Origin of the sequence: Janthinobacterium sp. 78 (assembly GCF_003096775.1) — a bacterium.
Classification (GTDB): domain Bacteria; phylum Pseudomonadota; class Gammaproteobacteria; order Burkholderiales; family Burkholderiaceae_D; genus Janthinobacterium; species Janthinobacterium tructae.
This window is the reverse complement of the sequence record NZ_QENT01000001.1, coordinates 1,996,299-2,020,975: the sequence shown is the minus strand read 5'-3', so window position 1 is coordinate 2,020,975 and position 24,677 is coordinate 1,996,299. Positions and strand designations below refer to the sequence as shown.

Annotated in this window: 23 protein-coding genes; 16 read left to right on the top strand and 7 right to left on the bottom strand. The window is 64.1% G+C overall.

All coding sequences use genetic code 11. The features are described from left to right. Window positions 1-51: 51 nt before the first annotated feature. Window positions 52-1,065: a serine/threonine protein kinase gene (locus C8C92_RS09010; protein ID WP_116745892.1), complete on the bottom strand. Its 1,014-nt coding sequence runs from the start codon at window positions 1,063-1,065 to the stop codon at window positions 52-54. 103 nt (window positions 1,066-1,168) lie between these two features. Between C8C92_RS09010 and C8C92_RS09005 the strand changes: the two genes are divergently transcribed. The 7 genes from C8C92_RS09005 (at window position 1,169) to C8C92_RS08975 (ending at window position 8,403) form a co-directional block, all read left to right on the top strand. Next, entirely contained in the window at window positions 1,169-1,867 is a 699-nt protein-coding gene (locus C8C92_RS09005; RefSeq protein ID WP_099764237.1) for a UPF0149 family protein, read from the top strand. A gap of 393 nt (window positions 1,868-2,260) precedes the next feature. Next, the gene (locus C8C92_RS09000; protein ID WP_116743576.1) at window positions 2,261-2,707 is read left to right on the top strand and encodes a hypothetical protein; all 447 of its coding nucleotides are present in this window, start codon (window positions 2,261-2,263) and stop codon (window positions 2,705-2,707) included. A 77-nt stretch (window positions 2,708-2,784) separates the two neighbouring features. Continuing rightward, entirely contained in the window at window positions 2,785-3,720 is a 936-nt protein-coding gene (locus C8C92_RS08995; protein WP_116743575.1) for a LysR family transcriptional regulator, read from the top strand. A gap of 177 nt (window positions 3,721-3,897) precedes the next feature. Further along, window positions 3,898-5,439 (top strand): MFS transporter, encoded by a 1,542-nt coding sequence (locus tag C8C92_RS08990; RefSeq protein WP_116743574.1) that lies wholly within the window; start codon window positions 3,898-3,900, stop codon window positions 5,437-5,439. A 26-nt stretch (window positions 5,440-5,465) separates the two neighbouring features. Beyond that, window positions 5,466-6,536 carry an HlyD family secretion protein gene (locus C8C92_RS08985; protein WP_116743573.1) on the top strand — a complete coding sequence of 357 codons (1,071 nt, stop codon included), beginning with the start codon at window positions 5,466-5,468 and terminating at the stop codon, window positions 6,534-6,536. Continuing rightward, window positions 6,533-7,972: an efflux transporter outer membrane subunit gene (locus C8C92_RS08980; RefSeq protein ID WP_116743572.1), complete on the top strand. Its 1,440-nt coding sequence runs from the start codon at window positions 6,533-6,535 to the stop codon at window positions 7,970-7,972. Before C8C92_RS08985 ends, C8C92_RS08980 begins: the two co-directional genes overlap by 4 nt. Continuing rightward, on the top strand, window positions 7,969-8,403 hold the full coding sequence (locus tag C8C92_RS08975; protein WP_180287807.1) for a hypothetical protein: 435 nt from the start codon (window positions 7,969-7,971) through the stop codon (window positions 8,401-8,403). Before C8C92_RS08980 ends, C8C92_RS08975 begins: the two co-directional genes overlap by 4 nt. A 9-nt stretch (window positions 8,404-8,412) precedes the next feature. Here C8C92_RS08975 and C8C92_RS08970 read toward each other — a convergent pair whose 3' ends face one another. The 5 genes from C8C92_RS08970 to C8C92_RS08950 form a co-directional block, all read right to left on the bottom strand. After that, window positions 8,413-9,201, bottom strand: a complete 789-nt coding sequence (locus C8C92_RS08970) for an ATP-binding cassette domain-containing protein (RefSeq protein ID WP_116745891.1) — start codon at window positions 9,199-9,201, stop codon at window positions 8,413-8,415. Between the two features lie 8 nt (window positions 9,202-9,209). Next, a complete protein-coding gene (locus tag C8C92_RS08965) occupies window positions 9,210-10,262 on the bottom strand; it encodes an iron ABC transporter permease (RefSeq protein WP_207780985.1) in 1,053 nt (350 codons plus the stop codon). Continuing rightward, on the bottom strand, window positions 10,259-11,197 hold the full coding sequence (locus tag C8C92_RS08960) for an ABC transporter substrate-binding protein (protein WP_099760158.1): 939 nt from the start codon (window positions 11,195-11,197) through the stop codon (window positions 10,259-10,261). Before C8C92_RS08960 ends, C8C92_RS08965 begins: the two co-directional genes overlap by 4 nt. Continuing rightward, window positions 11,185-12,285: a ChuX/HutX family heme-like substrate-binding protein gene (locus C8C92_RS08955; protein ID WP_207780984.1), complete on the bottom strand. Its 1,101-nt coding sequence runs from the start codon at window positions 12,283-12,285 to the stop codon at window positions 11,185-11,187. Before C8C92_RS08955 ends, C8C92_RS08960 begins: the two co-directional genes overlap by 13 nt. A 194-nt stretch (window positions 12,286-12,479) precedes the next feature. Further along, complete coding sequence (locus C8C92_RS08950) at window positions 12,480-13,379, bottom strand: DMT family transporter (protein ID WP_116743571.1); 900 nt, start codon at window positions 13,377-13,379, stop codon at window positions 12,480-12,482. A gap of 317 nt (window positions 13,380-13,696) precedes the next feature. Between C8C92_RS08950 and gcvA the strand changes: the two genes are divergently transcribed. Continuing rightward, window positions 13,697-14,641, top strand: coding sequence for a transcriptional regulator GcvA (gene gcvA / locus C8C92_RS08945; RefSeq protein WP_071078774.1), 945 nt, complete (start codon window positions 13,697-13,699; stop codon window positions 14,639-14,641). Further along, window positions 14,638-15,003, top strand: coding sequence for a hypothetical protein (locus tag C8C92_RS08940; RefSeq protein ID WP_116743570.1), 366 nt, complete (start codon window positions 14,638-14,640; stop codon window positions 15,001-15,003). The genes gcvA and C8C92_RS08940 overlap by 4 nt, the downstream gene beginning before the upstream one ends. 71 nt (window positions 15,004-15,074) lie before the next feature. On the opposite strand, the gene orn is transcribed toward C8C92_RS08940, so the two are convergent. Next, window positions 15,075-15,683, bottom strand: coding sequence for an oligoribonuclease (gene orn, locus C8C92_RS08935; protein WP_180287809.1), 609 nt, complete (start codon window positions 15,681-15,683; stop codon window positions 15,075-15,077). 56 nt (window positions 15,684-15,739) lie between these two features. On the opposite strand from orn, the gene C8C92_RS08930 reads away from it, so the two are divergent. The 7 genes from C8C92_RS08930 to C8C92_RS08900 all read left to right on the top strand — a co-directional run bounded on the left by C8C92_RS08930 (window position 15,740) and on the right by C8C92_RS08900 (window position 24,574). Beyond that, window positions 15,740-17,020, top strand: a complete 1,281-nt coding sequence (locus C8C92_RS08930; RefSeq protein WP_116743569.1) for a M48 family metallopeptidase — start codon at window positions 15,740-15,742, stop codon at window positions 17,018-17,020. Beyond that, complete coding sequence (locus tag C8C92_RS08925; RefSeq protein ID WP_116743568.1) at window positions 17,017-17,382, top strand: 4a-hydroxytetrahydrobiopterin dehydratase; 366 nt, start codon at window positions 17,017-17,019, stop codon at window positions 17,380-17,382. The genes C8C92_RS08930 and C8C92_RS08925 overlap by 4 nt, the downstream gene beginning before the upstream one ends. Then, window positions 17,379-18,284, top strand: a complete 906-nt coding sequence (gene rsgA, locus C8C92_RS08920) for a ribosome small subunit-dependent GTPase A (RefSeq protein WP_116743567.1) — start codon at window positions 17,379-17,381, stop codon at window positions 18,282-18,284. The genes C8C92_RS08925 and rsgA overlap by 4 nt, the downstream gene beginning before the upstream one ends. Window positions 18,285-18,566: 282 nt before the next feature. After that, window positions 18,567-18,983, top strand: a complete 417-nt coding sequence (locus tag C8C92_RS08915; RefSeq protein ID WP_099760163.1) for a hypothetical protein — start codon at window positions 18,567-18,569, stop codon at window positions 18,981-18,983. 235 nt (window positions 18,984-19,218) lie between these two features. Then, window positions 19,219-22,062, top strand: a complete 2,844-nt coding sequence (locus tag C8C92_RS08910) for an ATP-binding protein (RefSeq protein ID WP_243420154.1) — start codon at window positions 19,219-19,221, stop codon at window positions 22,060-22,062. Window positions 22,063-22,348: 286 nt separating this feature from the next. Next, entirely contained in the window at window positions 22,349-23,269 is a 921-nt protein-coding gene (gene argF, locus C8C92_RS08905; protein ID WP_099760165.1) for an ornithine carbamoyltransferase, read from the top strand. Between the two features lie 69 nt (window positions 23,270-23,338). Further along, window positions 23,339-24,574, top strand: coding sequence for an argininosuccinate synthase (locus C8C92_RS08900; RefSeq protein WP_099760166.1), 1,236 nt, complete (start codon window positions 23,339-23,341; stop codon window positions 24,572-24,574). The last annotated feature ends 103 nt before the right edge of the window (window positions 24,575-24,677 follow it).

Below are 24,677 nucleotides of genomic sequence, written 5' to 3'. Positions count from 1 at the left end.
AATCAGCACTGCAAGAAGAGCGACTTTTACCACGCTTTTCGAACGTTTAGGTCAGACAGGCCACAATGGCGCTTCATCCATCAGCGCCACCTGCTCCCTGAGTTCAAGGATGCGGTCCTGCCAGTAGCGCTGCGTATTGAACCACGGGAAGGCGACGGGGAAAGCGGGGTCGTCCCAGCGGCGCGCCAGCCAAGCCGAATAATGGATCAGGCGCAGGGTGCGCAGCGCTTCGACCAGGTACAGTTGGCGCGGGTCGAAATCGCAAAAATCTTCGTAGCCGGCCAGGATGTCGCTCATCTGGCGCACCTGGTCGCTGCGCTCGCCCGACAGCATCATCCACAGGTCCTGGATGGCCGGACCCATGCGGCTATCGTCGAAATCGACGAAATGGGGGCCGGCGTCCGTCCACAGCACGTTACCGCCATGGCAATCGCCATGCGTGCGCAGCACGGCCACGTCGCCCGCGCGGTCATAGCAGCGCTTGACGCCATCGAGCGCCTGCTGCGCCACGCTGGAATACGCGGCCAGCAGTTCTGGCGGCAGGAAATTGCCCTCCAGCAAGAACTCGCGCGGCTCGACGCCAAACGTCTGGTGATCGAGTGCCGGCCGTTCCTTATAGGTGGACAGCCCACCGACGGCGTGGATGCGGCCGATGAAGCGCCCTATCCATTCCAGCGTGGCCGGATCATCCAGCTCGGGCGCGCGGCCGCCGTGGCGGGGGAAGACGGCAAAGCGGAAGCCCTGGTACTGGTGCAGGGTGCTGCCGTTGATGGACAGCGCCGGCACCACCTGGATTTCGCGCTCGACCAGCTCGGACACGAACGCGTGCTCTTCCAGGATGGCCGCATCGCTCCAGCGTGCGGGGCGGTAAAACTTGGCCACCAGGGGCGCGCTGTCTTCGATACCCACCTGATAGACGCGGTTTTCATAGCTGTTCAGGGCCAGCAGGCGGCCATCGCCGCGCAAGCCCACGCTGTCGAGCGCGTCGAGCACGCAATCGGGGCTGAGAGCGGAAAAGGGATGGACGGGCCGGTCGTCCTCGTGCGGCTGGTTTTCATTGTGCATAAGCGACATTGTAAGGCGCACGCGAGCCGCCGGTGCAAACACTTCGGTGATGAAGCGCTGCAAGGCGTATACTGGCGCCTTACATTCAATCAAAGAGCAAGCCATGCAACTCGAACAGCCATTATCAGAAAAAGAATTCGACGAATTAGACCAATTCCTGTTGTCGGAGCGCTGCTCCGAAGACGCGATGACCATGGATATGCTGCACGGCTATCTGACGGCCGTCGCCATCGGCCCGGAACCGATCATGCCAGCCGAGTGGCTGCCGCGCGTGTGGGGCGAAGATGCCGAAGATGCACCGAAATTCAAGAACAGCAAGGAAGAAGAACGCATCGTCAACCTGATCATGCGCTTCATGAACGAAGTGCTGGTGACGTTTGAAGTGGCGCCGAAAGAGTTCGAAGCCCTGTTCGTCGAGCACGACTACGAAGGCCAGACCCTGATCGACGCCGAAGCCTGGTGCTGGGGCTTCTGGGACGGCATGGAACTGCGTCCTGGCTCGTGGAGTGAAATCTGGACCTCCGAAGTGGCCGAGCTGATGCAGCCGATCTACCTGCTGGGCGCCGACGAAATCAAGGAAGAAGAACTGAAACTGGTGGAAGACCCGGTCAAGGCGCACAAGCTGGCGCAGGAACTGGAAGCGAACCTGCCGGCCATCCACCGTTTCTGGGTACCGCGCCGCAAGGCACCGGTGCAAACCATGAAGCGCGAAGAGCCGAAAGTGGGCCGCAACGACGACTGCCCTTGCGGCAGCGGCAAGAAGTTCAAGAAATGCTGCGGCGCCGAGCCGGCAGCCGAGTAATACCTTCGCATTACCCTGCGCCGGGCACTGTCCCGGCGCAGTTCTCTTCTTCGCAGCCCCCCCCAATTCGTTCGCCGCCACTGTTGTTGCCAGGAGATTGCGCCAGCCTTTTTACTTGCCTATAATCAAGAATAATCGGTGCATTCATTTGTGCTCCAAGACAGCGCATGCCAGACCGCCGCATGTCCTGCCCGGTCCTCTTCACATCATGGAAATTCCAGCCTGTTTTGCTATTAGTCGGGGACTCAGTAGAAAATGAGTACTACAAAGCGGATAGAAAACAAGTGCATGGATTGCGAATATACGTGGTTCCCCAGAGGGAAAGACCTATCCATAAAGTGTCCCAACTGCGGGAACCGCAATATTGGCTTCTCAAGTATAGGCCGCTCCGGCATGGGCTACTCCATGCGCAGGCTACTCTCCAAGAGCCTGATGATTCTCGGCGTTGTTATCATCGGCTTTGTAGCATTTGGTCCACGAATGGAAAAGGAAGCTCCTTCGGCAAAGAGCCTGGCTACAGAGACAGAGCCTACTGCGAGCGGCACGGAGCTTCCCCCGTCCGCAGCCCCACGCTTAAAGAATTCCATCGTAGTAAACGAGGAAATAGCGCCACCACAAACAATCTCGGTTCAACCACTCCCCATGGCACAAAATGAACGCGTTGTCACCGAGGATGAGCTTAAGCTATCTCAAAAAGTATTCGCCGATAGTTTGCTGGCATTGCAGGCTTGTGACGACAGTACGGATGATGAGAGCAAAAGTCGTTGCATCGCCCTGCAATGCGCCAAGGCGGAACTGGCACCGACTCTGACATGCATGGATAGGCAGGCAAAAGAGTAATTTTTCTGGCGTCCGTCCGGCCTTAACATCGGCATTGCCACCGCAGGAAGCTCCTTGCTTGGCGCTATAATCGCCGCATGAAACTCCCCGACCTGAACCTGCTCGTTGCCCTCGACATCCTGCTCGAGGAAGGCAGCGCCGTGGCTGCGGCGCGGCGCATGCATCTGAGTGCGCCGGCCATGAGCCGCACCCTGGCGCGCATCCGCGACGCCATCGGCGACCCCGTCTTCGTGCGCTCCGGGCGGGGCCTGGCGCCCACCCCGCGTGCGCTGGAATTGCGCGAGCAGGTGCGCGGCGTGGTGGAGCAGGCGCACGCCATCTTCACGTCCGGCCGCGAAGTCGACTTGCGCACCCTGGAACGCACCTTCAGCCTGTGCGCCAACGACGTGTTTGTCGGCGCCTACGGCGGCAAGCTGCGCGACCTGCTGGCCGTGCACGCGCCGCACACGGTGCTGCGCTTCGTGCCCGAAGGCGATGGCGCCACGGAAAACGACGCCCTGCACGCGGGCCGCATCGACCTGTACATCAGCGCGCGGCGCGCCTTTGCGCCCGACATCAAGCTGCAGCAGCTGTTCTCCAGCGGCTTTGTCGGCATCGCCCGCAGCGACCACCCGATCTTCGACGGCCCCATCAACCTCGACAGCTTTACCGAGTACGAACATATCAGCGTCTCGCGGCGCGGCCTGGCGCGCGGCCCGTTCGACACCATCCTGGCCGAGCGGGGCTACACGCGCCGCGTTTCGCTGATCAGCCCCAACTTCCAGTCGGCCATTTTCGCCGTGGCCGATTCGCGCCTGCTGCTGCCGCTGATGCCCACGCCGCTGCTGGCCATCGTCGAGCGCCTGGGCCTGAAGCTGCGCACGTTCGAGCTGCCCATCCCCGTCGACAACGTGGAAGTCTTCCAGGCCTGGCACCCGCGCCTCGACCACGACCATGCGCACCGCTGGCTGCGGCGCATGATCAAGGACTTGTGCACGGGGTCAGACCCTTGCGGGTCTGACCCCAGCATTTGATTTGGGGGGAGTTTGATTTGAACTCACCCGCCAGACGCCAAACCCAACGACAAAGACCGGGGTCCGACCCCACTCATCATTGCGTCTGACGCAACTCAGACTTCATCAATGATCAATTTTCATAACATTTAGCGCTACCTATACTGCGTGGACTGATCCTCATCCACGGAGTTGCCTGTGTCTGCTGTACCGTTTCCCGGCGCCACCCCCGCGGCCGCGCCACCCGCGCCACCCGCACCTCCCGCACCTCCCGCCTTCGGCCTGCGCCTGGCCACGGGCCTGACCGGCGTGCTGCTGGCCGTGCTGGTGTCCGGCCTGAATGAAAACATCACCAAGGTCGCGCTGGCGGACATCCGCGGCGCCATGGGCATCGCGCGCGACGACGCCAGCTGGCTCGTGGCCCTGTACGCGGCCGCCTCGGTATCGGCCATGGCCTTTGCGCCATGGTGCTCCGTCACCTTCTCGCTGCGCCGCCTGACGGCCAGCGCCATCCTCGTCTGCATGGCCGCCGGTCTGCTATGCCCGTTCGCGCCGAACCTCTCCGTGCTGATGCTGCTGCGCGTGGTACAGGGCGCGGCCGGTGGCGCCCTGCCACCCATGCTGATGACAGTGGCGCTGCGCTTCCTGCCGCCGAACATCAAGCTGTATGGCCTGGGCGGCTATGCTCTGAGCGCCACCTTCGGTCCCAGCCTGGGCACGCCGCTGGCCGCCTTCTGGACCGAGTACCTGGGCTGGCAATGGGCCTTCTGGCAAATCGTCCCGGGCAGCATCGTCGCCCTGCTGATGGTGTCCTGGGGCTTGCCGCAAGACCCGCTGCGCCTCGAACGTTTCCGCCAGTTCGACTGGCGCGGCCTGCTGCTTGGACTGCCCGCCATCAGCATGCTGGTCATCGGCATGCTGCAGGGCGAGCGCCTGGCGTGGTTCGCCTCGCCGCTGATCTGCGTGCTGCTGGGTGGCGGCGCCGTGCTGCTGGTGCTGTTCTTCATCAACGAATGGTCGCATCCGCTGCCGTTTTTCAAGCTGCAGTTGCTGTCGCGGCGTAACCTCAGCCACGCCCTGCTTACCCTGGGCGGCGTGCTGTTCGTGCTGCTGGCCGTGATCCTGATCCCTTCGTCCTACCTGGCGCAGGTGCATGCTTACCGTCCGCTGCAAACGGCGCCCGTGATGCTGATGGTGGCGCTGCCGCAGCTGATCGCCCTGCCGCTGGTGGCCGCCCTGTGCAATCTGCGCGCCGTCGACTGCCGCTGGGTGCTGGCCATCGGCCTGGCCCTGCTGGCCCTGTCCTGCGTGCTCGGTGCGCGCATGTCGCCGGACTGGATCCGCACGCATTTCTACCTGCTGCAGGCGGTGCAGATTTTTGCGCAACCGATGGCCGTGATTCCCTTGCTGCTGCTGGCCACCACGGGCCTGGCGCCGCAGGATGGCCCGTTCGCCTCGGCCTGGTTCAACACCATCAAGGGCATGTCGGCCGTCGTCGCCACCGGCGTGCTCGATGCGCTGATCACGCGCCGCAACCATTTTCACTCGACGGTGCTCAGCGAACACCTGGGCAACCTGCCCGGCGCCGTGGACACGGCAGGCTTGGCACAGCGCATGCATGCGCAAGTCGTCACCCTGACCTCGTCCGACCTGTACCTCACCGTGGCCGCCATCGCGCTGGCCATGATTGTGATCATTCCCATCCTGCCGACGCGCGTCTATCCGCCGCGCGCCGCCTGACTTTTACTTCACGAAAGAGCTTCACCATGCAAAAACCCATACTGCGCTCGCGCGCCTTTCTTCTCGGCCTGGCCCTGCTGGCCTGCGCCCTCGCCTTTTGCGCCTGGCAACTGCTGTTTTCCCCCAGCGAAGAACAAGGCACCGACGACGCCTTTGTCAGCGCCGACTACACCGTGCTCTCCCCCAAGGTGGGTGGCATCGTGCGGGACGTGCTGGTGGAAGACAACCAGACTGTCAAGGCGGGCCAGCTGCTGGTGCGCATCGATGACCGAGATTACCAGGCCGCCGCCGCCTCGGCCCGCGCCGACGTCGCCGGCGCCGAAGCGCAGCTGGCGAATGCCCGCGCCACCTTGCAGCGCCAGCAATCGGTGATCGAGCAGGCCAGCACCCTGGTCGACGCCAACCAGGCGGAAGACAAACTGGCGCAGCAGGAGCTGGCCCGCTCAACGCACCTGGCCGGCCAGGGCGCGGGCAGCGTGCAGAACGCGCAGCAGGCGCAATCGCGCTTCGACGTGAGCCGCGCGCGCCTGGCGCAAAGCCGCGCCGCCCTCGTTGCCACCCGCAAGCAGACGGACATTTTGCAGGCGCAGCAAGGCGCGGCCGAAGCGGCCCTGCTGCGCGCCCGCGCCAGCCTGCAACGCGCCGAACTGGATCTGTCGCATACGCAGCTGCGCGCCCCCATCGACGGCATCGTCGGACGCCGCGCCGTGCGCGTCGGCGCCCTGGTGGCGCCTGGCGCCAGCCTGCTGGCCGTGGTGCCATTGAACCGCAGCTTCATCGTCGCCAACCTGCAGGAAACCCAGTTGACCCACGTGCGCCAGGGCCAGCGCGCCAGCATCGCCGTCGACGCCTATCCGGGCGTGCTCCTGCACGGCACGGTGCACAGCATCGCGCCCGCCACGGGCGTGACGTTTGCCGCCATCGCGCCGGAAAACGCCACCGGCAATTTCACCAAGGTGGTGCAACGCATCCCCGTCAGGATCGCGCTCGATCCGGACCAGGATGGCGAACATCGCCTGCGCGTGGGTATGTCGGCCGAAGTGCGCATCGATACGGCCATGCGCCGCCAACAGCTGCAACAGGTGAGCGCACGATGAAAGCACTGATACTCATCACGGCCCTGGGCCTGGCCGGCTGCGCCAGCGTCGGCAGCGACTTCCAGCGCCCTCACAACGATCTGGGACAGCAATGGCGCCAGGCGCAGGATGCCCGTTTCGCCGCAAGCCAGGATGGCGCCATCGAACAGCGCTGGTGGGACAGCTTTGGCGACGCGACTTTGTCGTCCCTGCTGCAGCGCGCCGCCGACGCCAACCTCGACCTGCTGGCGGCCGCCAGCCGGCTGGAACAGAGCCGCGCCGCGCGCGGTGTGGCCGGCGCCGCGCAAGGCCCGTCGCTGGGTGCGAATGGCAGCTATGGCCGCGCGCGCAACAGCGAGCAGGGCTTGAGCGACCCGTCGCGCAACAACGGCCAGGCCGCCTACAGCCTGTGGCAAGGCAATCTCGACGCGGCCTGGGAACTGGACCTGTGGGGCCGCGTGCGGCGCGAAGTGGAAGCGGCCGATGCGCGCGTCGACGTGGCCGTGGAAACGCAGCGCGGCGTGCTGCTGGCCGTGCTGGCCGAGACGGCGCGCGACTACATCGAATTGCGCGGCGCGCAGCAGACCCTGGCCATCACGCAGCAACTGCTCGATATCGCGCGCCATACCTTGAACCTGACGCGCATCCGCTTGCGCGAAGGCGCGGCGACGCAGCTCGACGAGGCCGAGGCGGCGGCCCACGTGGCTACCATCGAAGCGCGCCTGCCGCCGCTGCAGCAGCGCGAAGCGCGCCTGGGCAATGCCCTCGCCCTCTTGCTGGCGCTGCCGCCGCAGTCCCTGCAGGCGGAACTGGCGGCGGACAAGGACATTCCGGCCGTGGCCATGCAGGTGCAACTGGGCGTGCCGAGCAGCCTGGCCGAACGGCGTCCCGACATCCGCCGTGCCGAAGCGCAGCTGCACGCGGCCACGGCCGCCATCGGCGTGGCGCAAGGCGATTTTTATCCACGCATCACGCTCTCGGGCAGCATCGGCCTGCAAGCGATGCAGCTATCCGATATCGGCTGGGACGCCAGGCGCTTTGCCTTCGGCCCCGGCTTCAGCGTGCCCCTGTTCGATGGCGGCCGCCTGCGCGGCAACTTGCAATTGCGCGAGGCGCAGCAGCAGGAAGCGGCCATCGCCTACCGCCAGACGGTGCTGGCCGCCTGGCACGAAGTGGAAGATGCGCTGTCTGGCTACCAGGCCAACGCCCGCCGCCAGGCCAGCCTCGATGAAGCCGTCAAACAGGGACGCCGGGCGCTGGGCAGCGCGGAGCTGCAGTACCGCCAGGGCGGCACGGACCTGCTCAACGTGCTGCATGTGCAGAACACCTTATTGAACAACGAAGCGGCGCTGGTCGACAGCCGCGCCACCGCTGCGCTGTCGCTGGTTCAGGTCTACAAGGCGCTGGGCGGCGGCTGGCAGGCATTTTCAACCAACTCGCAAGGAAGCACGCCATGAAACCGAATCCCGCACATTTTTCCATCCACGACGTCAGCGACTTTCCCATCGTGCGCTTTCGCCCTGAAACGGCCGTTACCGGCTATGCCCCGCTGTGGGAAAACGACATGGAAGCCCTGCTGCGCCATGGCGCACCGTTCGTCCTACTGTTCGAAGAGGAACTCAGCGATGAAGCGCATATCGACCGCAAGCGGCGCGGCCTGTGGCTCAAGCACAACAAGGTGGCGCTGGCCGCCCTTTGCCGTGGCCTGGTATCGGTCGAGGCGGACGCGGAGCAGCGCGCGCGCCTGCAGGCGATGGCGGCCGGCGCCATGAAGGCGTTCGGCATCGTGCAGGAAGTCGCCGCCACGCGCGAACAGGCCGAGGCCCTGATGGTGTGGCTGCTCGGTAGCGGCCAGATGGCGCGGCCGCGCGCGGCGGACGTCTGGTGAGTGAATGAGTCAGGCGGCTCTGCGCACCGCGCTTCTGGCAGGGATGACGCACACGTCGCCATCGCTATTGGTCGCCGTCGTCAGGGCGATGCCGTACAGCGCGGCCAGGGCGGGAACGGCGCCGGCATCGCTGGCGATATCGGCGACCAGCTGGCCCGAACGCACCAGCAGCAGCCGGTCAAAACCCAGCAAGGCGTGATTGATGTCGTGCAGGATGGCGACGACGGCGTGGCCGCGCGCGGCGCAAAACTGCTGCAGGCTATCGAGCAAATCGAACTGCAGGCCGGGATCGAGCGCCGCCAGCGGTTCGTCGACGAGTATCAAGCCATTTTTCACATCCCACATCTGCGCGAAGAGGCGCGCCAGCTGCACCCTGGCCTGCTCGCCACCGGACAGGGTGTCCAGGCGGCGGCCCAGCAAATGCGCGGCGTGCGCCAGGGCGGCCGCGTCCTGCACGATCCGTTCCAGTTGGGGGTCAAGCAGGCGCGCCACCCGTCCCAGACCGATCACCAGTTCGCACTGCAATCCAAAAGCCACGTTCGAGCCTTGCGGCAGCACGGCGCGGCGCAGGGCCAGGTCGGCCAGCGGCCACTGCGCCAGCGGCCGGCCCGCGAATATCACCTGTCCCGCCTGCGGCTGCAATTCGCGCGCCATCAGTTTGAGCAGGGTCGACTTGCCCGCGCCGCTGGGGCCAAGGATGGCGACGCGCTCGCCGGGCGCCACCCGCACATTGAAGGGGCCGAAATACTGCTGGCCCAACTGGGTGGTGGCGAAGGAGAGTTCCAGCAGTGGCGTCATGTTCACCTCTAGGCGCTGGCGTGGCGGAAGCGCCGCAACAGCATCAAGAAAAATGGCCCGCCCAGCAAGGCCGTGAAAATACCGACGGGGACTTCCGCGGGAATGGCGACAGTGCGCGCCAGGGTGTCGGCCAACAGCAGCAGCAAGCCGCCCATCAGCATCGCCAGCGGCAGCACGCGGCGCTGGTCGGCGCCCAGCCAGGTGCGCACCAGGTGCGGCGCGATCAGGCCGATAAAACCGATGCCGCCGCACCAGGCGACGGCAAACCCCGTCAGCACGGCCACCAGCACGATCACCTGCGTGCGCAGCCGGCCCACGTCGATACCCACGTGCAGCGCCTGCGCCTCGCCCAGCGCCAGCGCATTCAATGAACGCATCAGGAAGCGCGTGGCCCACAGCGCGCCGGCCAGCACCAGCAGTAAGGCCGCCACCTGGCGCCAGCTGCCGGCCGACAGCGAGCCGAGGGTCCAGAAAGTCAGAGTGCGCAGCTGGTCGTCGCTGGCCAGGTAGATGCACAGGCCCATGACAGCCACCGTGATGGCATTGAGCGCCACGCCCGTCAACAGCAGGCCGACGATGGAGCCTGGCGTGGCCCAGCGGGCGACGCGGTCGAGCAGCACGCAAATGAGCATGGCGCCGGCAAACGCGGCCACCGGCAGCAGCCACACGCGCAGCTCGGGCGCCACGTGCAGGCTGGCGGCGAAGACGATGGTGGCCGCGCCCGCGCAGGCGGCGCCGCTGCTCACGCCCAGCAGCCCCGGGTCGGCCAGCGGATTGCGAAACAACCCTTGCGTCAGGCCGCCGGCCAGCGCCAGCGCGGCGCCGATCAGGATGGCAAACAGGGCGCGCGGCAAGCGGATATGCCACAGCACGTATGCGCCACCGGATAGCGCATCGTCGCTCGCTTGAAACGGCGCCAGCCAGTCGGCCAGTGTCACGGGCACGGCGCCCGCCTGCACGGCGATGAGCAAGCCGCACACCAAAGCGGCTGCCAGCAGCCCGCCAGCACCCCAGCGTGGCCAGCGCCACGGAGCGACGTGCATCAGCGAGGCGACGTTCATGCGGCCATGGCTTTGGCAAACGCTGCGTCGAGCTCCATCAGCGCCTGCGGCATGCGCGGGCCAAAGCCCAGCAGCAGCATGGCTTCCTGCGAGACGATGCGGTGCGTGCGCCCGGCCGGCGTCTGCGCCAGTCCTGGCAATTTGAGGATGCCATCCACGCCGCCCGATGCCTTCAGACCCTGGTCCGTGACGAGCACGATATCGGGCCGCGCGGCGATCACGGCTTCCGGCGTCAGGGGCTTGTAGCCGGCGAATCCCCCCTGGCCGCCCATCACGTTGACGGCGCCCGCGTACGCGAGCATGGCATCGGCACCCGTCTCGCGCCCGCCCACCATCACCTGGTTCGGCGCATGGGCGAGAATGAACAGCACGCGCACGGCCGATTGTATCGGTGATTGGCTGCGCTGGCGCACCTTGCCCAGGGCGCCGTCCCACTGCTGCTGCAAGGCTTGCGCCAGGCGCGCGGCGGGGTCGGCACGGCCCGTGATCTGGCCCACCTGTTTCACCCGTTCGAGCAAGCCTTCGAATTGGTTATTCGCGCTCAGCACCGCCACCGGCACGCCCGCGTCGCGCACCTGACGCAACACCGCTTGCGGCCCCGCTTCCTCGGTGGCGATCAGCTGCGTGGGCGCCAGCGACAGCACGCCCTCGGCCGACAGGGTGCGCGCGTAACCCACTTGCGGCAGCTGTTGCGCCACGACCGGATACAGCGACGTCGTATCGACGCCCACCAGTTCGCCCTGCGCTCCGAGCGCGTAGACGATTTCCGTCAGGGCGCCGCCGACGCTGACGATGCGCCGCGCTTTCGCCACGGGTTTACCCGCGTCGGACACGGCGGCCAGCACCTGCATCGGCGCGGCCAGGGCCAGTGCTCCCGCCCCCATTTTTTTCAGCGCGATGCGGCGCGCCACGCTGGCGGCGATCATGCGGCGCATAGTTCGCCCTCCTGCGCCACTCTGTCGACGATATGGCGCCATTCGCACAATTCATGCACGCCCGGCTTGCGTTCGCCGAAGAACATGACGATGGTGTCGCCCCTGGCGTCGAACAGTTCCACCGACGTCACCAGGCCATCGACTGTCGGCTTTTTCACCACCCAGGCGCTGGCGATATGGTCTTCGCGCAAATGCAGGTTGAAGCGCGTGTCGAGGACATTGATCCATGGCCCCATCACGGCGATCTTGTGCACGGGGCCAGAATGGATCTGGATCATGCCGGCATTGCCGACGAAGGCCATGATGGACACCTTTTCGAGGGCGGCATCGTTGAGCAGGTCGAGCACGCAGGATTTGTCGATCTGCTGCACGAAGCGCGGCTCGGCCAGGCGCAGGCCTTGCAGGCGCGAGACCGCATATTTTTTCAGCACGGTGAAAAAGTCGTGCGTGTCGCGCAAATCGGCCCAGGCGGCGCGAAAGCCGGCCACGTCGATCTGCGCGTCGGGCAATTCAGCCGGCGGCGCCGCCGGCGCCGTCACGGCAATGCCGGCCGCCTGATCCGCATCGGCAAAACGCGCCACCAGCGCGTCGTAGGCGGCCAGGTCGCTGTGCGGCTTGAGGAAAATCTTGTGCACGGCATGGCCGGCCGCATCAAAGAATTGCAGGCTGCGCTGCACCGCGTTTTCGCCCTCGTTCACCTCGCGGACGGCAAAGCCATGCGCCCAGTGGCGGTAAAACACGCGCAAGTCGATGTCGCCACCAAGCACCAGGCCCACATGATTGTTGTGGCTGGCTTTTCGATAGACGCCCGTCTTTTCATGCACGCACGAGGCGTTGCGCGTCAGCGCCATGACTTCGCCCAGCGGTTCCAGCGCGGCGATGATGGCGGGCCAGTCAGCTTGCAGGCGCTCGGCGCCCAGCAAGGCGCCATCGGCCAGCGACAGGCCCGCATGCGCGGCGATCAGCTCGCCTTCGGCAATGCCCAGTTCCTCGGCGATGTCGCGGTGGCGGGCCTTCTTTTCGCGGCGCAGGCGGGAAAATTCGCTGGCGACCAGCTCGGTATTGCAAATGGGGAACGTGCTCGACACGGTGTCTCCTTTCAAGGCGAACACTGGCTGGCATGCGGAGGGCTGGCTGGTGATGGGGGAATCTTGCAGTCAATTATAAATGAGAATCATTCGCAATCAAGATTTTATGTGCAAAAAAAAACGCCGCGACAGGAAACCCGTCGCGGCGCCAAAGGAGACCGATCGATACAGCCGATCAGTTCAGGAAAACAGGATCAGGCGCTGGCCTGCACGCCCGGCATGGCCGCCGCCTTGGGCGCGGGACGCTGCGCCAGCAAGACCACGGCAGCCAGCACCATGGCGCCGCCCAGCAATTGCGTGCCGCTGACGGTTTCTTTCAGCATGGTCACGCCGAACGCCATCGTGATCACAGGTTCAAACGTGGAAATAATGGACGCCTTGGCCGCGCCGATTTGCGCCACACCGGCAAAGAAGGCGGCAATCGCGATGGCCGTCGAGAACAGGGCGATGGCGCTGACGGCCAGCCAGCCCGTCGCCGTGCCCGGCAAGGCCACGCCTTGCCACAGGGCAATCGCAGTATTCGACAGGCCAGCCGTGCCCAGGATCACCACACAGGCGGCCAATGGGTGAATATTCTCGCGGCTTTTCGACAGGCTGTTGCCAAACAGGATGTACACGGCGTACACGCCGGCGGCCATCAATGCCAGCGCGATGCCGATGGGCTGGCCCTGCAGCTTGCCGCCCAGAGTGATCGCCATGCCGGCAATCGCCAGCGCCATCAGCACCAGCATGCGCCGGTCCAGCTTTTCCCAGCCCAGCGCCAGCGCCAGGATCGTCACCAGCACGGGATACACATACAGCAACATGCCGCACAGGCCACTGCTGGCATACATCAGGGCATTGAAATAGCCTTGCGACTGGGCTGTATACATCAGGCCCATCAGCATGTAGCCGGCCAGCAGGCGGCCGCGCGGCAAGCGCCAGCCACCGAGCCACACGAGCGGCAGCAACAGCATGGCGGCGATGACGAAACGCAAGGCCAGCATGGTCGACGGGTTGACCCCGGACGCATAGGCCGCCTTGGCAAACACTGCGGAACTGCCGAAACCGGCGGCCGACAGCAACACCAGCGCAACAGCGCGGCGATCAGACATGACTAAACCTCTTTGAGTACGCCAGGGTAAACCTGCTGCGCGTCGCGCTTTGCGGCCGGCGATGCTCACCGTACTGAAGTACGGTTGCGCTTCTCGGCCACAAATCACTGCCGCTCGCGACGGTTTTCCCAGGCGTTGTAAATATTAATGCCAAGCAAGGCTGGAAGGTGATGCGTACGTGAAATGCATGCGTGAATCATATTGCGGGTCACTTCACGTAATGACGGCATCATATTCGCTTGCGCAAAATGAAACAAACCAATATTCTTCACGGATAGGCCGAATATTACTGAGGCTCAATTCTCTTGAAGAGTGTCATGTCACGTCCCTTGCCCCCGCTCGCCGCCCTGCACGCCTTCGAGGCGGCTGCCCGCCATGAAGGCTTCCAGCGCGCGGGCGAAGAATTGCACGTCTCGGCCGGCGCCATCGGCCACCACGTAAAACAGCTGGAAGCGTGGCTCGGCGTCGTGCTGTTCCAGCGCCTGCCGCGCGGCGTGGTGCTCACCAGTGCCGGCCAGCGCTATGCGGCCTCGCTGGGGCCGATACTCAACCAGCTGGCCGACGTCTCCGAACAGGCGCGGCGCCAGGGCGATGACAAGGTGGTGACGGTGACGGCCACCAGCTCGCTCGTCTCGCGCTGGCTGATGCCGCGCCTGGGCAGGCTGCGCGACCGCTATCCGCAGATCGAGCTGCGCGTGCTGGCCTCGATGCATCCGGTCGACCTGGCGCGCGATGGCGTGGATGTGGCCATCCGCCTGGGACCAGGCCGCTATCCGGGCCTCAAAGTGGATTTACTCATGGAAGAATGGTTTTCCGCCGTCTGCAGCCCCGGCTTTCGCGCCAACGCGGCCAGCCTGCGCCAGCCCGCCGACCTGCTGCGTTACCCGCTGCTGCACGACGAGCCGGAAGTGCACCTGCCCGGCGAAATCGACTGGACGCGCTGGCTGCACAGCTGCGGCGTGCATTACAGCGGCAATAGCGGCAACAGCGGCGCGCGCTTTTCGCACACATACTTATGCTTGGACGCGGCCGCCAGCGGCCAGGGCGTGGCCATCGCCGCCAGTCCCCTGATCGGCGACGACCTGCGCTCGGGCCGCCTGGTGCGCGTCTTCGAACACGCCGTGCGCGGTCCCCACTGCTATTATCTGCTGCGCTCGCCCCAGGCGGAAACGCGTCCCCTCGTGCATGCATTCTGCGAATGGCTGATCGCCGAGGCTCGCGCCGACCAGGAAACCGTCTGGCCCACCGTGGAGAGCGCATGACGAACAGGGAACTGGCGCGCAGCGCCACCTATATTGTCCAGCATGAATATGAACAAGCCACGGTGACGGCGGCCGATGGCCGGCAAGCCAGCCTGGGCGAATTCTATGGCGATCCGGCCGTGGCCTTGATCGATATCCATGAGCAATGGTGCGCCGTGGCGGGCGAGGGATTGGTGCTGTGCCGGCTGGGACAGCCGTTCGGGCAGAGCGCGGAATATTTCCGCCAGCCTGGCGAAGTGCGCTGGATCACGGCTTTACGACAAACGGGGCCGTTTGCGCTGGAGTGGCAGGATGAGTATGGCACTTGGCACAGCCTTGTCTTTGAGGCGGCGGATGTGTCGGCTTACGCGCCAGGGCGCTAACCCGACCTACGCCAGCGGCGGTAACGGCTCGTAGGTCGGGTTAGCGCATAGCGCGTAACCCGACAACACCATTACAATTTAATAAAATGCTCGCGGTAGTACTTCAGCTCTTCGATCGATTCCAGAATATCGGCCAGGGCCGTGTGCTTCTGGTGTTTCTTGAAACCGGTGGCGATTTCCGGCTTCCAGCGCTTGCACAGCTCTTTCAGTGTCGATACGTCCACATTGCGATAGTGGAAGAACGCTTCCAGCTTCGGCATGCCGCGCACCATGAAGCGGCGGTCCTGGCCGATGGTGTTGCCGCACATGGGCGACTTGCCTGCCGGTACGTATTTCTTCAGGAATGCGATCAGTTCCGCTTCCGCCTGCGCTTCCGTCACGGTCGACGCTTTCACCTTGTCGATCAGGCCGGAGCGGCCATGCGTGCCCTTGTTCCAGGCATCCATCTTGTTCAGCGTTTCATCCGACTGGTGGATCACGAACACGGGGCCTTCGGCCAGCAGGTTCAAGTGCATGTCCGTCACCACCACCGCCACCTCGATGATGCGGTCGGTATCGGGCTCCAGGCCCGTCATTTCCATGTCGACCCAGACCAGGTTCATCTCATTTGGACGTGCCGGGACGGCGGGTGCGGGGGTGGATGCAGAGGTGGGTGCAGATAAGTCGGTCGCTTGTGACATAATTCTCTCTTGGCCTAATCAAACTAAATAATCAGCCATTTTCTCACAGGCACAGAATGTATTCACTCGCGTTTTCGATTTTGTTTGTATCCGTCCTCCTTTTGACCCTTGCCGTGCGCTTCTGGCTCGCTTCGCGGCAGATCCGCCACGTGCTGGCGCACCGCGCCGCAGTGCCTGCCGAATTCGCGGAAAAGATCCCGCTGGCCGCGCACCAGAAGGCGGCCGACTACACGGTGGCCAAGACCAAGTTCGGCTTGCTGACCTTGCTGGTCAACTACGCCGTGCTGATCGGTTTCACCTTGCTGGGCGGCTTGCAATGGCTGGCGCTGTCCCTGAATGAATGGATGGGAGCGGGTTCGCCCATGCTGTACCAGATCGGCCTGATCGCCGCCTTTGCCGTCATTTCCGGCCTGATCGACCTGCCATTCGAGTACTACCAGCAGTTTGTGCTGGAGCAACGTTTTGGCTTCAACATGATGAGCAAGAGCCTGTTTTTCACGGACTTGCTCAAGAACATAGGCATCACGGCGGTATTGGGCCTGCCGCTGCTCTGGGTCATTCTTGTCTTGATGGCGAAAAGTGGCGACCTGTGGTGGTTCTATGCCTGGATCGTCTGGAGCGCATTCTCCTTGCTGATGATGATCATCTATCCGAACTTTATTCAACCGCTGTTCAACAAATTCACGCCCCTGGCCGATGAATCGCTGAAAAGCCGCATCGAAGGCTTGATGCAGCGCGTGGGTTTCGCTTCGAAAGGCTTGTTCGTGATGGACGGCTCGAAGCGCAGCGCCCACGGCAATGCGTATTTCTCGGGTTTTGGCGCCAACAAGCGCATCGTCTTCTTCGACACCCTGCTGTCGCGCCTGGCGCCGCAGGAAATCGAGGCCGTGCTGGCGCATGAACTGGGCCACTTCAAGCTCAAGCACATCGTCAAGCGCATCGCCGTGATGTTCGTCATCTCGCTGGGCTTTTTGGCGCTGCTGGGCTTCCTGAAGACGCAGCCGTGGTTTTACGCGGGCCTCGGTGTCGATCCCGTGGCGCTGGCCTTGACGGGCCAGCCGACGGACGCGCTGGCGCTGCTGCTGTTCATGCTGGCCTTGCCCGTCTTCACTTTCCTGCTGGGACCGTTGACCTCGCTCAGCTCGCGCAAGCACGAATTCGAGGCCGATGCCTTTGCCGCCACGCACACGCAGGCGGACGACCTGGTCTCGGCGCTCGTCAAAATGTATGAAGACAATGCGTCGACCCTGACGCCCGACCCGCTGCACTCGGCCTTCTACGACTCGCATCCGCCGGCCAGCGTGCGCATCCGCCACCTGAAAGGGGCTACGACATGAATACGCCATCGACTTCGCAAGACCTGACCCAACTGAATTGCTCGCCACGCCAGCAGGCGTTGGGCGACACGGACATCGCCACCCTGCACGCCCTGCTGCCCCAGTGGACGCTGCAAAATGGCAAGCTGTGCCGCGACTTCGGCTTCAAGAATTACTACCAGACCCTGGCGTTCGTGAACGCCCTGGCCTATATGACCCATACGCAAGACCACCATCCGGAGCTCATCATCACTTACAAAACCTGCGCCGTGCGCTACGATACGCACTCGGTCAACCAGGGCGCCGGCGGCCTGTCCGAAAACGACTTCATCTGCGCCGCCAAGGCCGACCTCATCTACCAGAGCAGCCAGGTGGCCCCATGAGCGAAGGCAAGTTAACAGGCGTCATCATCGCCGCCCACGGCCGCCATTACCTGGCCGACGTGGACGGCGCCAAGCTGCAATGCGTGACGCGCGGCAAGAAAACCAATGTGGCCGTAGGTGACATCGTGCACCTGACGCGCACCTCCAACGACCAGGCCGTCATTGACCGCATCGAGGAACGCAAGACCCTGCTGTACCGCTCGGACCAGTACAAATCGAAGTTGCTGGCAGCCAACCTGACGCAGCTGTTCATCGTCGTGGCGACGGAACCGGGCTTTGCCGACGACCTGATCTCGCGCTCGCTGGTGGCGGCCGACGCGGCCGGCATCGCGGCGCGCATCATCCTGAATAAAACGGACGTGACAGCCTCGCTGGAGCGCGCCCGCGAACGCCTGCTGCCATATTCTTCGATGGGCTATCCCATCGATGAAGTGTCGGCGCGCGCCGAACCGGAGCACGCCGTGGCCACCCTGGCGCCGCTGCTGGCGGGCCAGTCGTCGATCCTGATCGGCCAGTCAGGCATGGGGAAATCGTCGCTGATCAACCTGCTGGTACCGGACGCAGACATCGCCGTGCGCGAAATCTCGGCCGCGCTCGACACGGGCAAGCACACGACGACCTTTACGCGCCTGTACAAACTGGACGAACTGGGCGCCAACAGCTCCATCATCGATTCGCCCGGCTTCCAGGAATTCGGCCTGTACCACTTGTCCGAAGGCATGCTGGAGCGGGCCTTCCGCGAATTCCAGCCCTACCTGGGCGGCTGCAAGTTCTACAACTGCCGCCACCTGATCGAACCGCAGTGCGCCATCCTGCAAGCATTGTCTGAAGGCAAGATCGCCAAGATGCGCCATACCCTGTACGGCCAGTTGCTGCACGAATCGGCGCAGACGCTGTATTGAACGCACGTGGCGCCCGTCCCCTGAGCGGGCGCCAAACCGATAAAAACATTACCACTGCAAATTAAACAGAATTAAATTCTGCTGACAAGCCCGCTTTCTCGCATTCATTCCAAAACCATCCATCGTCCGATTTCGCGTTTCAGCGCCGGATTCCTGCATTTCATCGCTTTGAGCTGGCATGGCGCCGGGCCACTTGCTACCTTGGCATTGTCCCCGCCAGCGAACCTGCTGGAGACAACATCAGTCTAACTCCAACCAGCATTTTGATCACAAGGTGAAATCATGAAAGCATCGTTCTCGCGTACCCTCGCCCTCGGTAGCGCCGCCCTCGTCCTCGGCCTGTCTTGCCTCAGCGCCAGCGCGCTGGAAATCGGCGAACAGGACAAGGTCCAGGTCTCCGGCACGGTCTATAAACTGGCCCCGCAGGAATTCAGCCAGTACGGCAATCGCTACATGCTCGACACGGGCGATACCTTGCTGCTGCGCCAGCAAGTCAACCGCTATTTCACGCAAATCAAGGGGCAGCCCGAAGTAGAACTGTTCGGCCGTGCGCCGGGCGTCTTTGAAACGGCCAGCGGCACGCGCCTGGAATTTCGCAACGATGGCGACGTCGTCGCCATTAGCGGACTGAGCAATATTCCGGGCGCCGTCGCCAAGGCGGGCGACACGGCCAGCACCGGGCACTTCGCCGGCCGCTAAAGCAGCGGCACGGCGACCGGCTGGCAAGCCATTGCCAGGCTGTCCACGGGGCGTGCATCAGCCGGCAGCGGCTGATGTACGCCCCGCCTGCTTTGCGCAGCCTGAAATAGCGCGCGCAAAAAATACTGTCGAGCCTGCCAAACAACTGCATCCGAATGCAGCTTACAATGCGATCCAATAAGGTGTCACTGGCCGCTGGCCAACACCATCGCCTTGCGGGAGATTTCGGATGGAAATGTTCGCACTCGAACATGACATTGCACAGTGGGAAGACACACTGCGGCCATTGCGCGCCCTGGAGCGCCTGCCCTTGCTGATGCTGCTGGCATGGCATTTGCGCCAGCGCAACTGCGGACAAGCACTGCACCATGCGGCCGAAGCGGCGGCCCTGCTGCCCCAAGCCCAGCTGCCGGCCCACGCCCTGGCGATCGCGCAGGCGCGTTTGCAACTGGTGCAGGCGGAAGTGGCATGGCTGCAAGGTGCGCTCGATGCGGCTGAAAGCCTGGCCATGGCGGCGCACGCCATCCTGTGCGAGCACAGCGACGGCGCCGGTTGCGCCGACGCCCACTGGCTGCTGTCCTCGATCGCCGTCGACCGGGGCGACCATGCCCGCTGCGATGCCGAGCTGCTGGCCGCTGCCGGACAAGCGCGCAGCGCCGGCGATGCGATGCGCGCCAGCCTGGCCGACGCGGCCACCGCGCGCTGGGCCGTCTTGCGCGATGCGCCGGCCGCACAGGCCCGCTGGGGCAAGCACTTCCAGGCCGACAGCGGCAAGCTGCCTGCGCCGCTGGCCGCCTGGGTGCATGACTTCCGTGGCTTGCTGGCGCATACGTCGCGCGACCTGGGCGCGGCTGCCGGCCATTACATGCAAAGCTATGAAGCGGCGCTGGAAAGCGGCCAGCTGCGCGGCGCCATCACGGCCGCCATCAATATCGGCGACTGTTTCTCCAGCCTCAACGACAATGAATCGGCCCTCGAATGGATGCAGTGCGCGCTGGACCTGGCACGCCCCACCGGCTGGCCGCGCAGCATCGGCGCCTGCCAGACGCATACGGCCGAAACCATGCGCAAGCTGGGGCGCCTGGCCGCCGCCGAAGACTTGCTGCGCGAAGCGCTGCACCTCCTGGCGCCCATGTCGGGAGCGCGCACGTATGCCAACGCGTTGCTCCACCTGGGCGAACTGAGCCTGGACAAGGGCGACTACGACACGGCGCTCGATGCCTTCAGCCGCCTGGCGCAGCGCGCCGAAGCGCTGGGCCAGGCCGATTTCCGCAGCATGGCCCAGCGCGGCAGCGCCCACGCGCTGTCCTACCTGGACCGCCCGGACGAGGCGCTGCAGGCGGCCGAGCGGGCCCGGCAGTTGGCCACGGCGCAGGGCGACGCCATGCACCAGGTGGCGGCGCTGCGCGTGCTGGCCATGCTGCATGCGCGCCACGAGCTGCCGCCGCCGGCAGGCATGCAGGAACGCAATCCGGCCTTGCATTTCCTGCACCAGGCGCTGCAGGTAGCTTCTTCCATCGAAGGCTATGTGCCGCCCGGCGAACTGCTCGATGCGCTGGCACGCGAATACGCGCATGCGGGCGACTATGCGCGCGCCTACGACATCGCCCTCGATGCGGGCGTGGCACGCGAAAAAAGCCACACCCAGCAAGCCAGCAACCGCGCCACCGCCATGCAGGTCTATCACCAGACGGAACATGCGCGCTCGGAAGGCTATCACCACCGCGAGCTGGCCGCTTCCGAAGCGCGCCGCGCCGAAGTGCTGCAGCAGACCAGCGACACGCTGGAACGGCTGTCGGCCATCGGCCAGGAAATCACCACTCACCTGGACGCCAGCGCCGTGTTCCAGGTGCTTGACCGCCACGTGCATGCCTTGCTGCCAGTCAACACCTTCGCCGTCTACATGCTCGATGCCGCCGGCACGGCGCTGCGCCGCGCGCACGGCATGGAAGCGGGCCGGCCCCTGTCCGACAACGCCATTCCCCTGAGTAATCCACGCGCCTACTCCGTGCGCTGCCTGCTGGGCCGGCGCGAAGTGTATATCGACCAGGTGCCGCCCAAGCGCCACGCCTACACCGTACCCGGCACCCTGCATAACCAGAGTGTGCTGTACGTGCCCTTGACGGTGGGCGAGCGCGTGCTGGGCGTGATGACGGTGCAGGCTTGCCATGCCCACGCCTACGGCGAACGCGAGCGGTTGATCTTCCGCACCCTGTGCGCGTATGGCGCCATCGCGCTCGACAATGCCAGCGCCTACCGGCAGCTGCAAGATGCCCAGGCGCAACTGGTGTCGCAGGAAAAACTCGCCGCCCTCGGTTCCCTGATGGCCGGTGTGGCGCATGAACTCAATACCCCGATCGGCAACAGTCTGTTGATCGCCAGCACCATGCAGCAAAAGACGGAAGACGTGGAACGCCTGATGAACGGTCCCGGCCTGCGCCGCTCCGACCTGGCCGCCTACATCGACGATGCGGGCAAGGCGTCGGCGCTGGTGATGCGCGGCCTGCACAGTGCGGCCGACCTGGTCAACAGCTTCAAGCAGGTGGCGGTCGACCGCACCACGGAACAGCGGCGCCAGTTTGACCTGCAACAGGTGAGCAATGAAATCATCGCCACCGTCATGAACCGCATCCGCAGTTCGGGCCACCGCATCGAGACGGACATCGCATTCGGCATCGCCATGGACAGCTATCCGGGCCCGTTCGGCCAGGTGATCACCAACCTGATCAACAACGCCCTGCTGCACGCGTTCGCTCCCGCGCCCAACGATGGCGGCGCCGGCGCGGGCTGCATGCGCCTGTCCGCCACGCTCGATGGCGCGCGCGTACAGATCGTCTTTGCCGACAATGGCGGCGGCATTGCCGAACAGCATCTGTCGCGCATCTTCGACCCCTTCTTTACTACCAAGCTGGGCCAAGGCGGCAGCGGCCTCGGTTTGTCGATCAGCTACAACATCGTCACGGCCTTGCTGGGTGGCACCATCCAGGTGACCAGCAGCGCCGCCGGTACGCGTTTCACGCTCGATCTGCCGCTGCTGGCGCCGCAGAACGATGCGGCCACGCCGGCCAACATCTATTGAGCCGGCAAGAGCCTGGCTGGACGCGGCCACTTGTCTACACAAGTACCCGTCCGGCCAGTCTTTCCAATCTAAAAGCAAAACCCTTATAATTGAATGGCTGAAGTCCCTGCCATTGCATGATTTACAACTTGGCAAACCGCATCGACCCGCGCGACAAACAGGCACGGGCACCGATCAACACAGCAGCGCGCCGGGCGAGGCAGTCATCAGACGAGATGTTGTACGCTGATGCAACCCGGCGGGAAAGGCACGCCGCCGGCGGCCTGCGCATCTTCAAGTGGTCATTATGTCGATAAAAAAACCGATCAAGCACTACCTCCAGTTCTCCGATTTCACGTTGGAAGAGTACGAATATGTGATCGAACGCGCCCATCTGATCAAGCGCAAGTTCAAGAATTACGAAATCTACCATCCACTGATCGACCGCACCCTGGTGATGGTCTTTGAAAAGAACTCCACCCGCACGCGATTGTCGTTCGAAGCGGGCATGCACCAGCTGGGCGGCGCCGCCATCTACCTGAACACGCGCGATTCCCAATTGGGCCGCGGCGAGCCGGTGGAAGACGCGGGCCAGGTCATGTCGCGCATGTGCGACATCATCATGGTGCGCACGTTTGGCCAGGAAATCATCGAGCGTTTCGCCGCCAATTCGCGCGTGCCGGTGATCAATGGACTGACCAATGAACACCACCCGTGCCAGGTCTTTGCCGACATCTTCACCTATATCGAACACCGCGGCTCGATCGCCGGCAAGGTCGTCGCCTGGATCGGCGACGCCAACAACATGCTGTACTCGTGGCTGCAGGCGGCCGAAGTGTTCGGCTTCCACGTCAACGTCTCGACGCCGCAGGGCTACGACATCGACCTGGCGCAAGTCAAAACGGAACGCTATACCTTCTTCGCCAACCCATCGGACGCCTGCGAGGGCGCGCACCTGGTCAACACGGACGTGTGGACCAGCATGGGTTACGAAGCGGAAAACGCGGCCCGTATCGCCGCCTTCGACGGCTGGATCGTCGATGGCGCGAAGATGGCCCGCGCCGCGCCCGACGCCCTGTTCATGCACTGCCTGCCCGCCCACCGCGGCGAGGAAGTGGCCGCCGAGGTGATCGACGGCCCGCAATCGGTGGTGTGGGACGAGGCGGAAAACCGCCTGCACGTGCAAAAAGCGCTGATCGAATACCTGTTACTCGGTAAAATCAACTAATTCGCCAGGCACTGCAACCATTCTGGCAGCATCGCAATACATACATCGACAACGACAACTGGAAGCAATATGAGCGACATTAAAAAAGTAGTCCTGGCCTATTCCGGCGGACTCGACACCTCCGTCATCCTGAAATGGCTGCAAGATAACTACCAGTGCGAAATCGTCACCTTCACGGCCGACCTGGGCCAGGGCGAAGAACTGGAACCGGCGCGCGCCAAGGCCATCAAATTCGGCATCAAGCCGGAAAACATCCATATCGAAGACGTGCGCGAAGAATTCGTGCGCGATTTCGTCTTCCCGATGTTCCGCGCCAACACCGTGTACGAAGGCGAATACTTGCTGGGCACCTCGATCGCCCGTCCGCTGATCGCCAAGCGCCTGATCGAAATCGCCAACGCCACCGGCGCCGACGCCATCTCGCACGGCGCGACCGGCAAGGGCAACGACCAGGTGCGTTTCGAACTGGGCGCCTACGCGCTCAAACCTGGCGTGAAAATCATCGCCCCATGGCGCGAGTGGGATCTGCTGTCGCGCGAAAAACTGCTGAAGTACGCGGAAGACGCCGGCATCGACATCGACATGAAGCACAAAAACGGCGGCGCGCCGTACTCGATGGACGCCAACTTGCTGCACATCAGCTTTGAAGGCCGTCACCTGGAAAACCCGAGCGCCGAAGCGGAAGAAACCATGTGGCGCTGGACCGTCAGCCCTGAAAACGCGCCGGACGAAGCCGAGTACCTGGACATCGAATACGAAAAAGGCGATATCGTCGCCATCAACGGCGTGCGCATGTCGCCTGCCACCGTGCTGGCCGAACTGAACAAAGTGGGCGGCAAGCATGGCGTGGGACGCCTGGACCTGGTGGAAAACCGCTACGTCGGCATGAAATCGCGCGGCTGCTATGAAACCCCGGGCGGCACCATCATGCTCAAAGCCCACCGCGCCATCGAGTCGATCACCCTGGACCGCGAAGTGGCCCACCTGAAAGATGACCTGATGCCGCGCTACGCGTCGATGATCTACAACGGCTACTGGTGGGCGCCCGAGCGCGTTGCCCTGCAAACCCTGATCGACCACACGCAGGAAACCGTGAACGGCTGGGTACGCATCAAGCTGTACAAGGGCAATGTCATCGTCGTCTCGCGCGATTCGAAGACCGACTCGCTGTTCGACATGAACATCGCCACCTTCGACGAAGACGGCGGCGCCTACAACCAGGCCGACGCCGGCGGCTTCATCAAGCTGAACGCCTTGCGCATGCGCATCGCCGCCATCGCCCGCGAAAAGCGCGGCCAGAAGTAATTGCTTACAGGGAGGCACCGCCTCCCGTACCAACCCAAGCCGCCCACGGGCGGCTTTTTTACGTCTGGAACGCACTGGTCCGCGATTTACGCCCCTGCGCGCC

Bases quoted from the DNA above. Each gene is read 5' to 3' on its own strand.
- C8C92_RS09010 (WP_116745892.1), bottom strand. From the start codon at position 1,065: ATGCACAATGAAAACCAGCCGCACGAGGACGACCGGCCCGTCCATCCC.
- C8C92_RS09005 (WP_099764237.1), top strand. From the start codon at position 1,169: ATGCAACTCGAACAGCCATTATCAGAAAAAGAATTCGACGAATTAGAC.
- C8C92_RS09000 (WP_116743576.1), top strand. From the start codon at position 2,261: ATGGGCTACTCCATGCGCAGGCTACTCTCCAAGAGCCTGATGATTCTC.
- C8C92_RS08995 (WP_116743575.1), top strand. From the start codon at position 2,785: ATGAAACTCCCCGACCTGAACCTGCTCGTTGCCCTCGACATCCTGCTC.
- C8C92_RS08985 (WP_116743573.1), top strand. From the start codon at position 5,466: ATGCAAAAACCCATACTGCGCTCGCGCGCCTTTCTTCTCGGCCTGGCC.
- C8C92_RS08980 (WP_116743572.1), top strand. From the start codon at position 6,533: ATGAAAGCACTGATACTCATCACGGCCCTGGGCCTGGCCGGCTGCGCC.
- C8C92_RS08975 (WP_180287807.1), top strand. From the start codon at position 7,969: ATGAAACCGAATCCCGCACATTTTTCCATCCACGACGTCAGCGACTTT.
- C8C92_RS08970 (WP_116745891.1), bottom strand. From the start codon at position 9,201: ATGACGCCACTGCTGGAACTCTCCTTCGCCACCACCCAGTTGGGCCAG.
- C8C92_RS08965 (WP_207780985.1), bottom strand. From the start codon at position 10,262: ATGAACGTCGCCTCGCTGATGCACGTCGCTCCGTGGCGCTGGCCACGC.
- C8C92_RS08960 (WP_099760158.1), bottom strand. From the start codon at position 11,197: ATGCGCCGCATGATCGCCGCCAGCGTGGCGCGCCGCATCGCGCTGAAA.
- C8C92_RS08950 (WP_116743571.1), bottom strand. From the start codon at position 13,379: ATGTCTGATCGCCGCGCTGTTGCGCTGGTGTTGCTGTCGGCCGCCGGT.
- gcvA (WP_071078774.1), top strand. From the start codon at position 13,697: ATGTCACGTCCCTTGCCCCCGCTCGCCGCCCTGCACGCCTTCGAGGCG.
- C8C92_RS08940 (WP_116743570.1), top strand. From the start codon at position 14,638: ATGACGAACAGGGAACTGGCGCGCAGCGCCACCTATATTGTCCAGCAT.
- orn (WP_180287809.1), bottom strand. From the start codon at position 15,683: ATGTCACAAGCGACCGACTTATCTGCACCCACCTCTGCATCCACCCCC.
- C8C92_RS08930 (WP_116743569.1), top strand. From the start codon at position 15,740: ATGTATTCACTCGCGTTTTCGATTTTGTTTGTATCCGTCCTCCTTTTG.
- C8C92_RS08925 (WP_116743568.1), top strand. From the start codon at position 17,017: ATGAATACGCCATCGACTTCGCAAGACCTGACCCAACTGAATTGCTCG.
- rsgA (WP_116743567.1), top strand. From the start codon at position 17,379: ATGAGCGAAGGCAAGTTAACAGGCGTCATCATCGCCGCCCACGGCCGC.
- C8C92_RS08915 (WP_099760163.1), top strand. From the start codon at position 18,567: ATGAAAGCATCGTTCTCGCGTACCCTCGCCCTCGGTAGCGCCGCCCTC.
- C8C92_RS08910 (WP_243420154.1), top strand. From the start codon at position 19,219: ATGTTCGCACTCGAACATGACATTGCACAGTGGGAAGACACACTGCGG.
- argF (WP_099760165.1), top strand. From the start codon at position 22,349: ATGTCGATAAAAAAACCGATCAAGCACTACCTCCAGTTCTCCGATTTC.
- C8C92_RS08900 (WP_099760166.1), top strand. From the start codon at position 23,339: ATGAGCGACATTAAAAAAGTAGTCCTGGCCTATTCCGGCGGACTCGAC.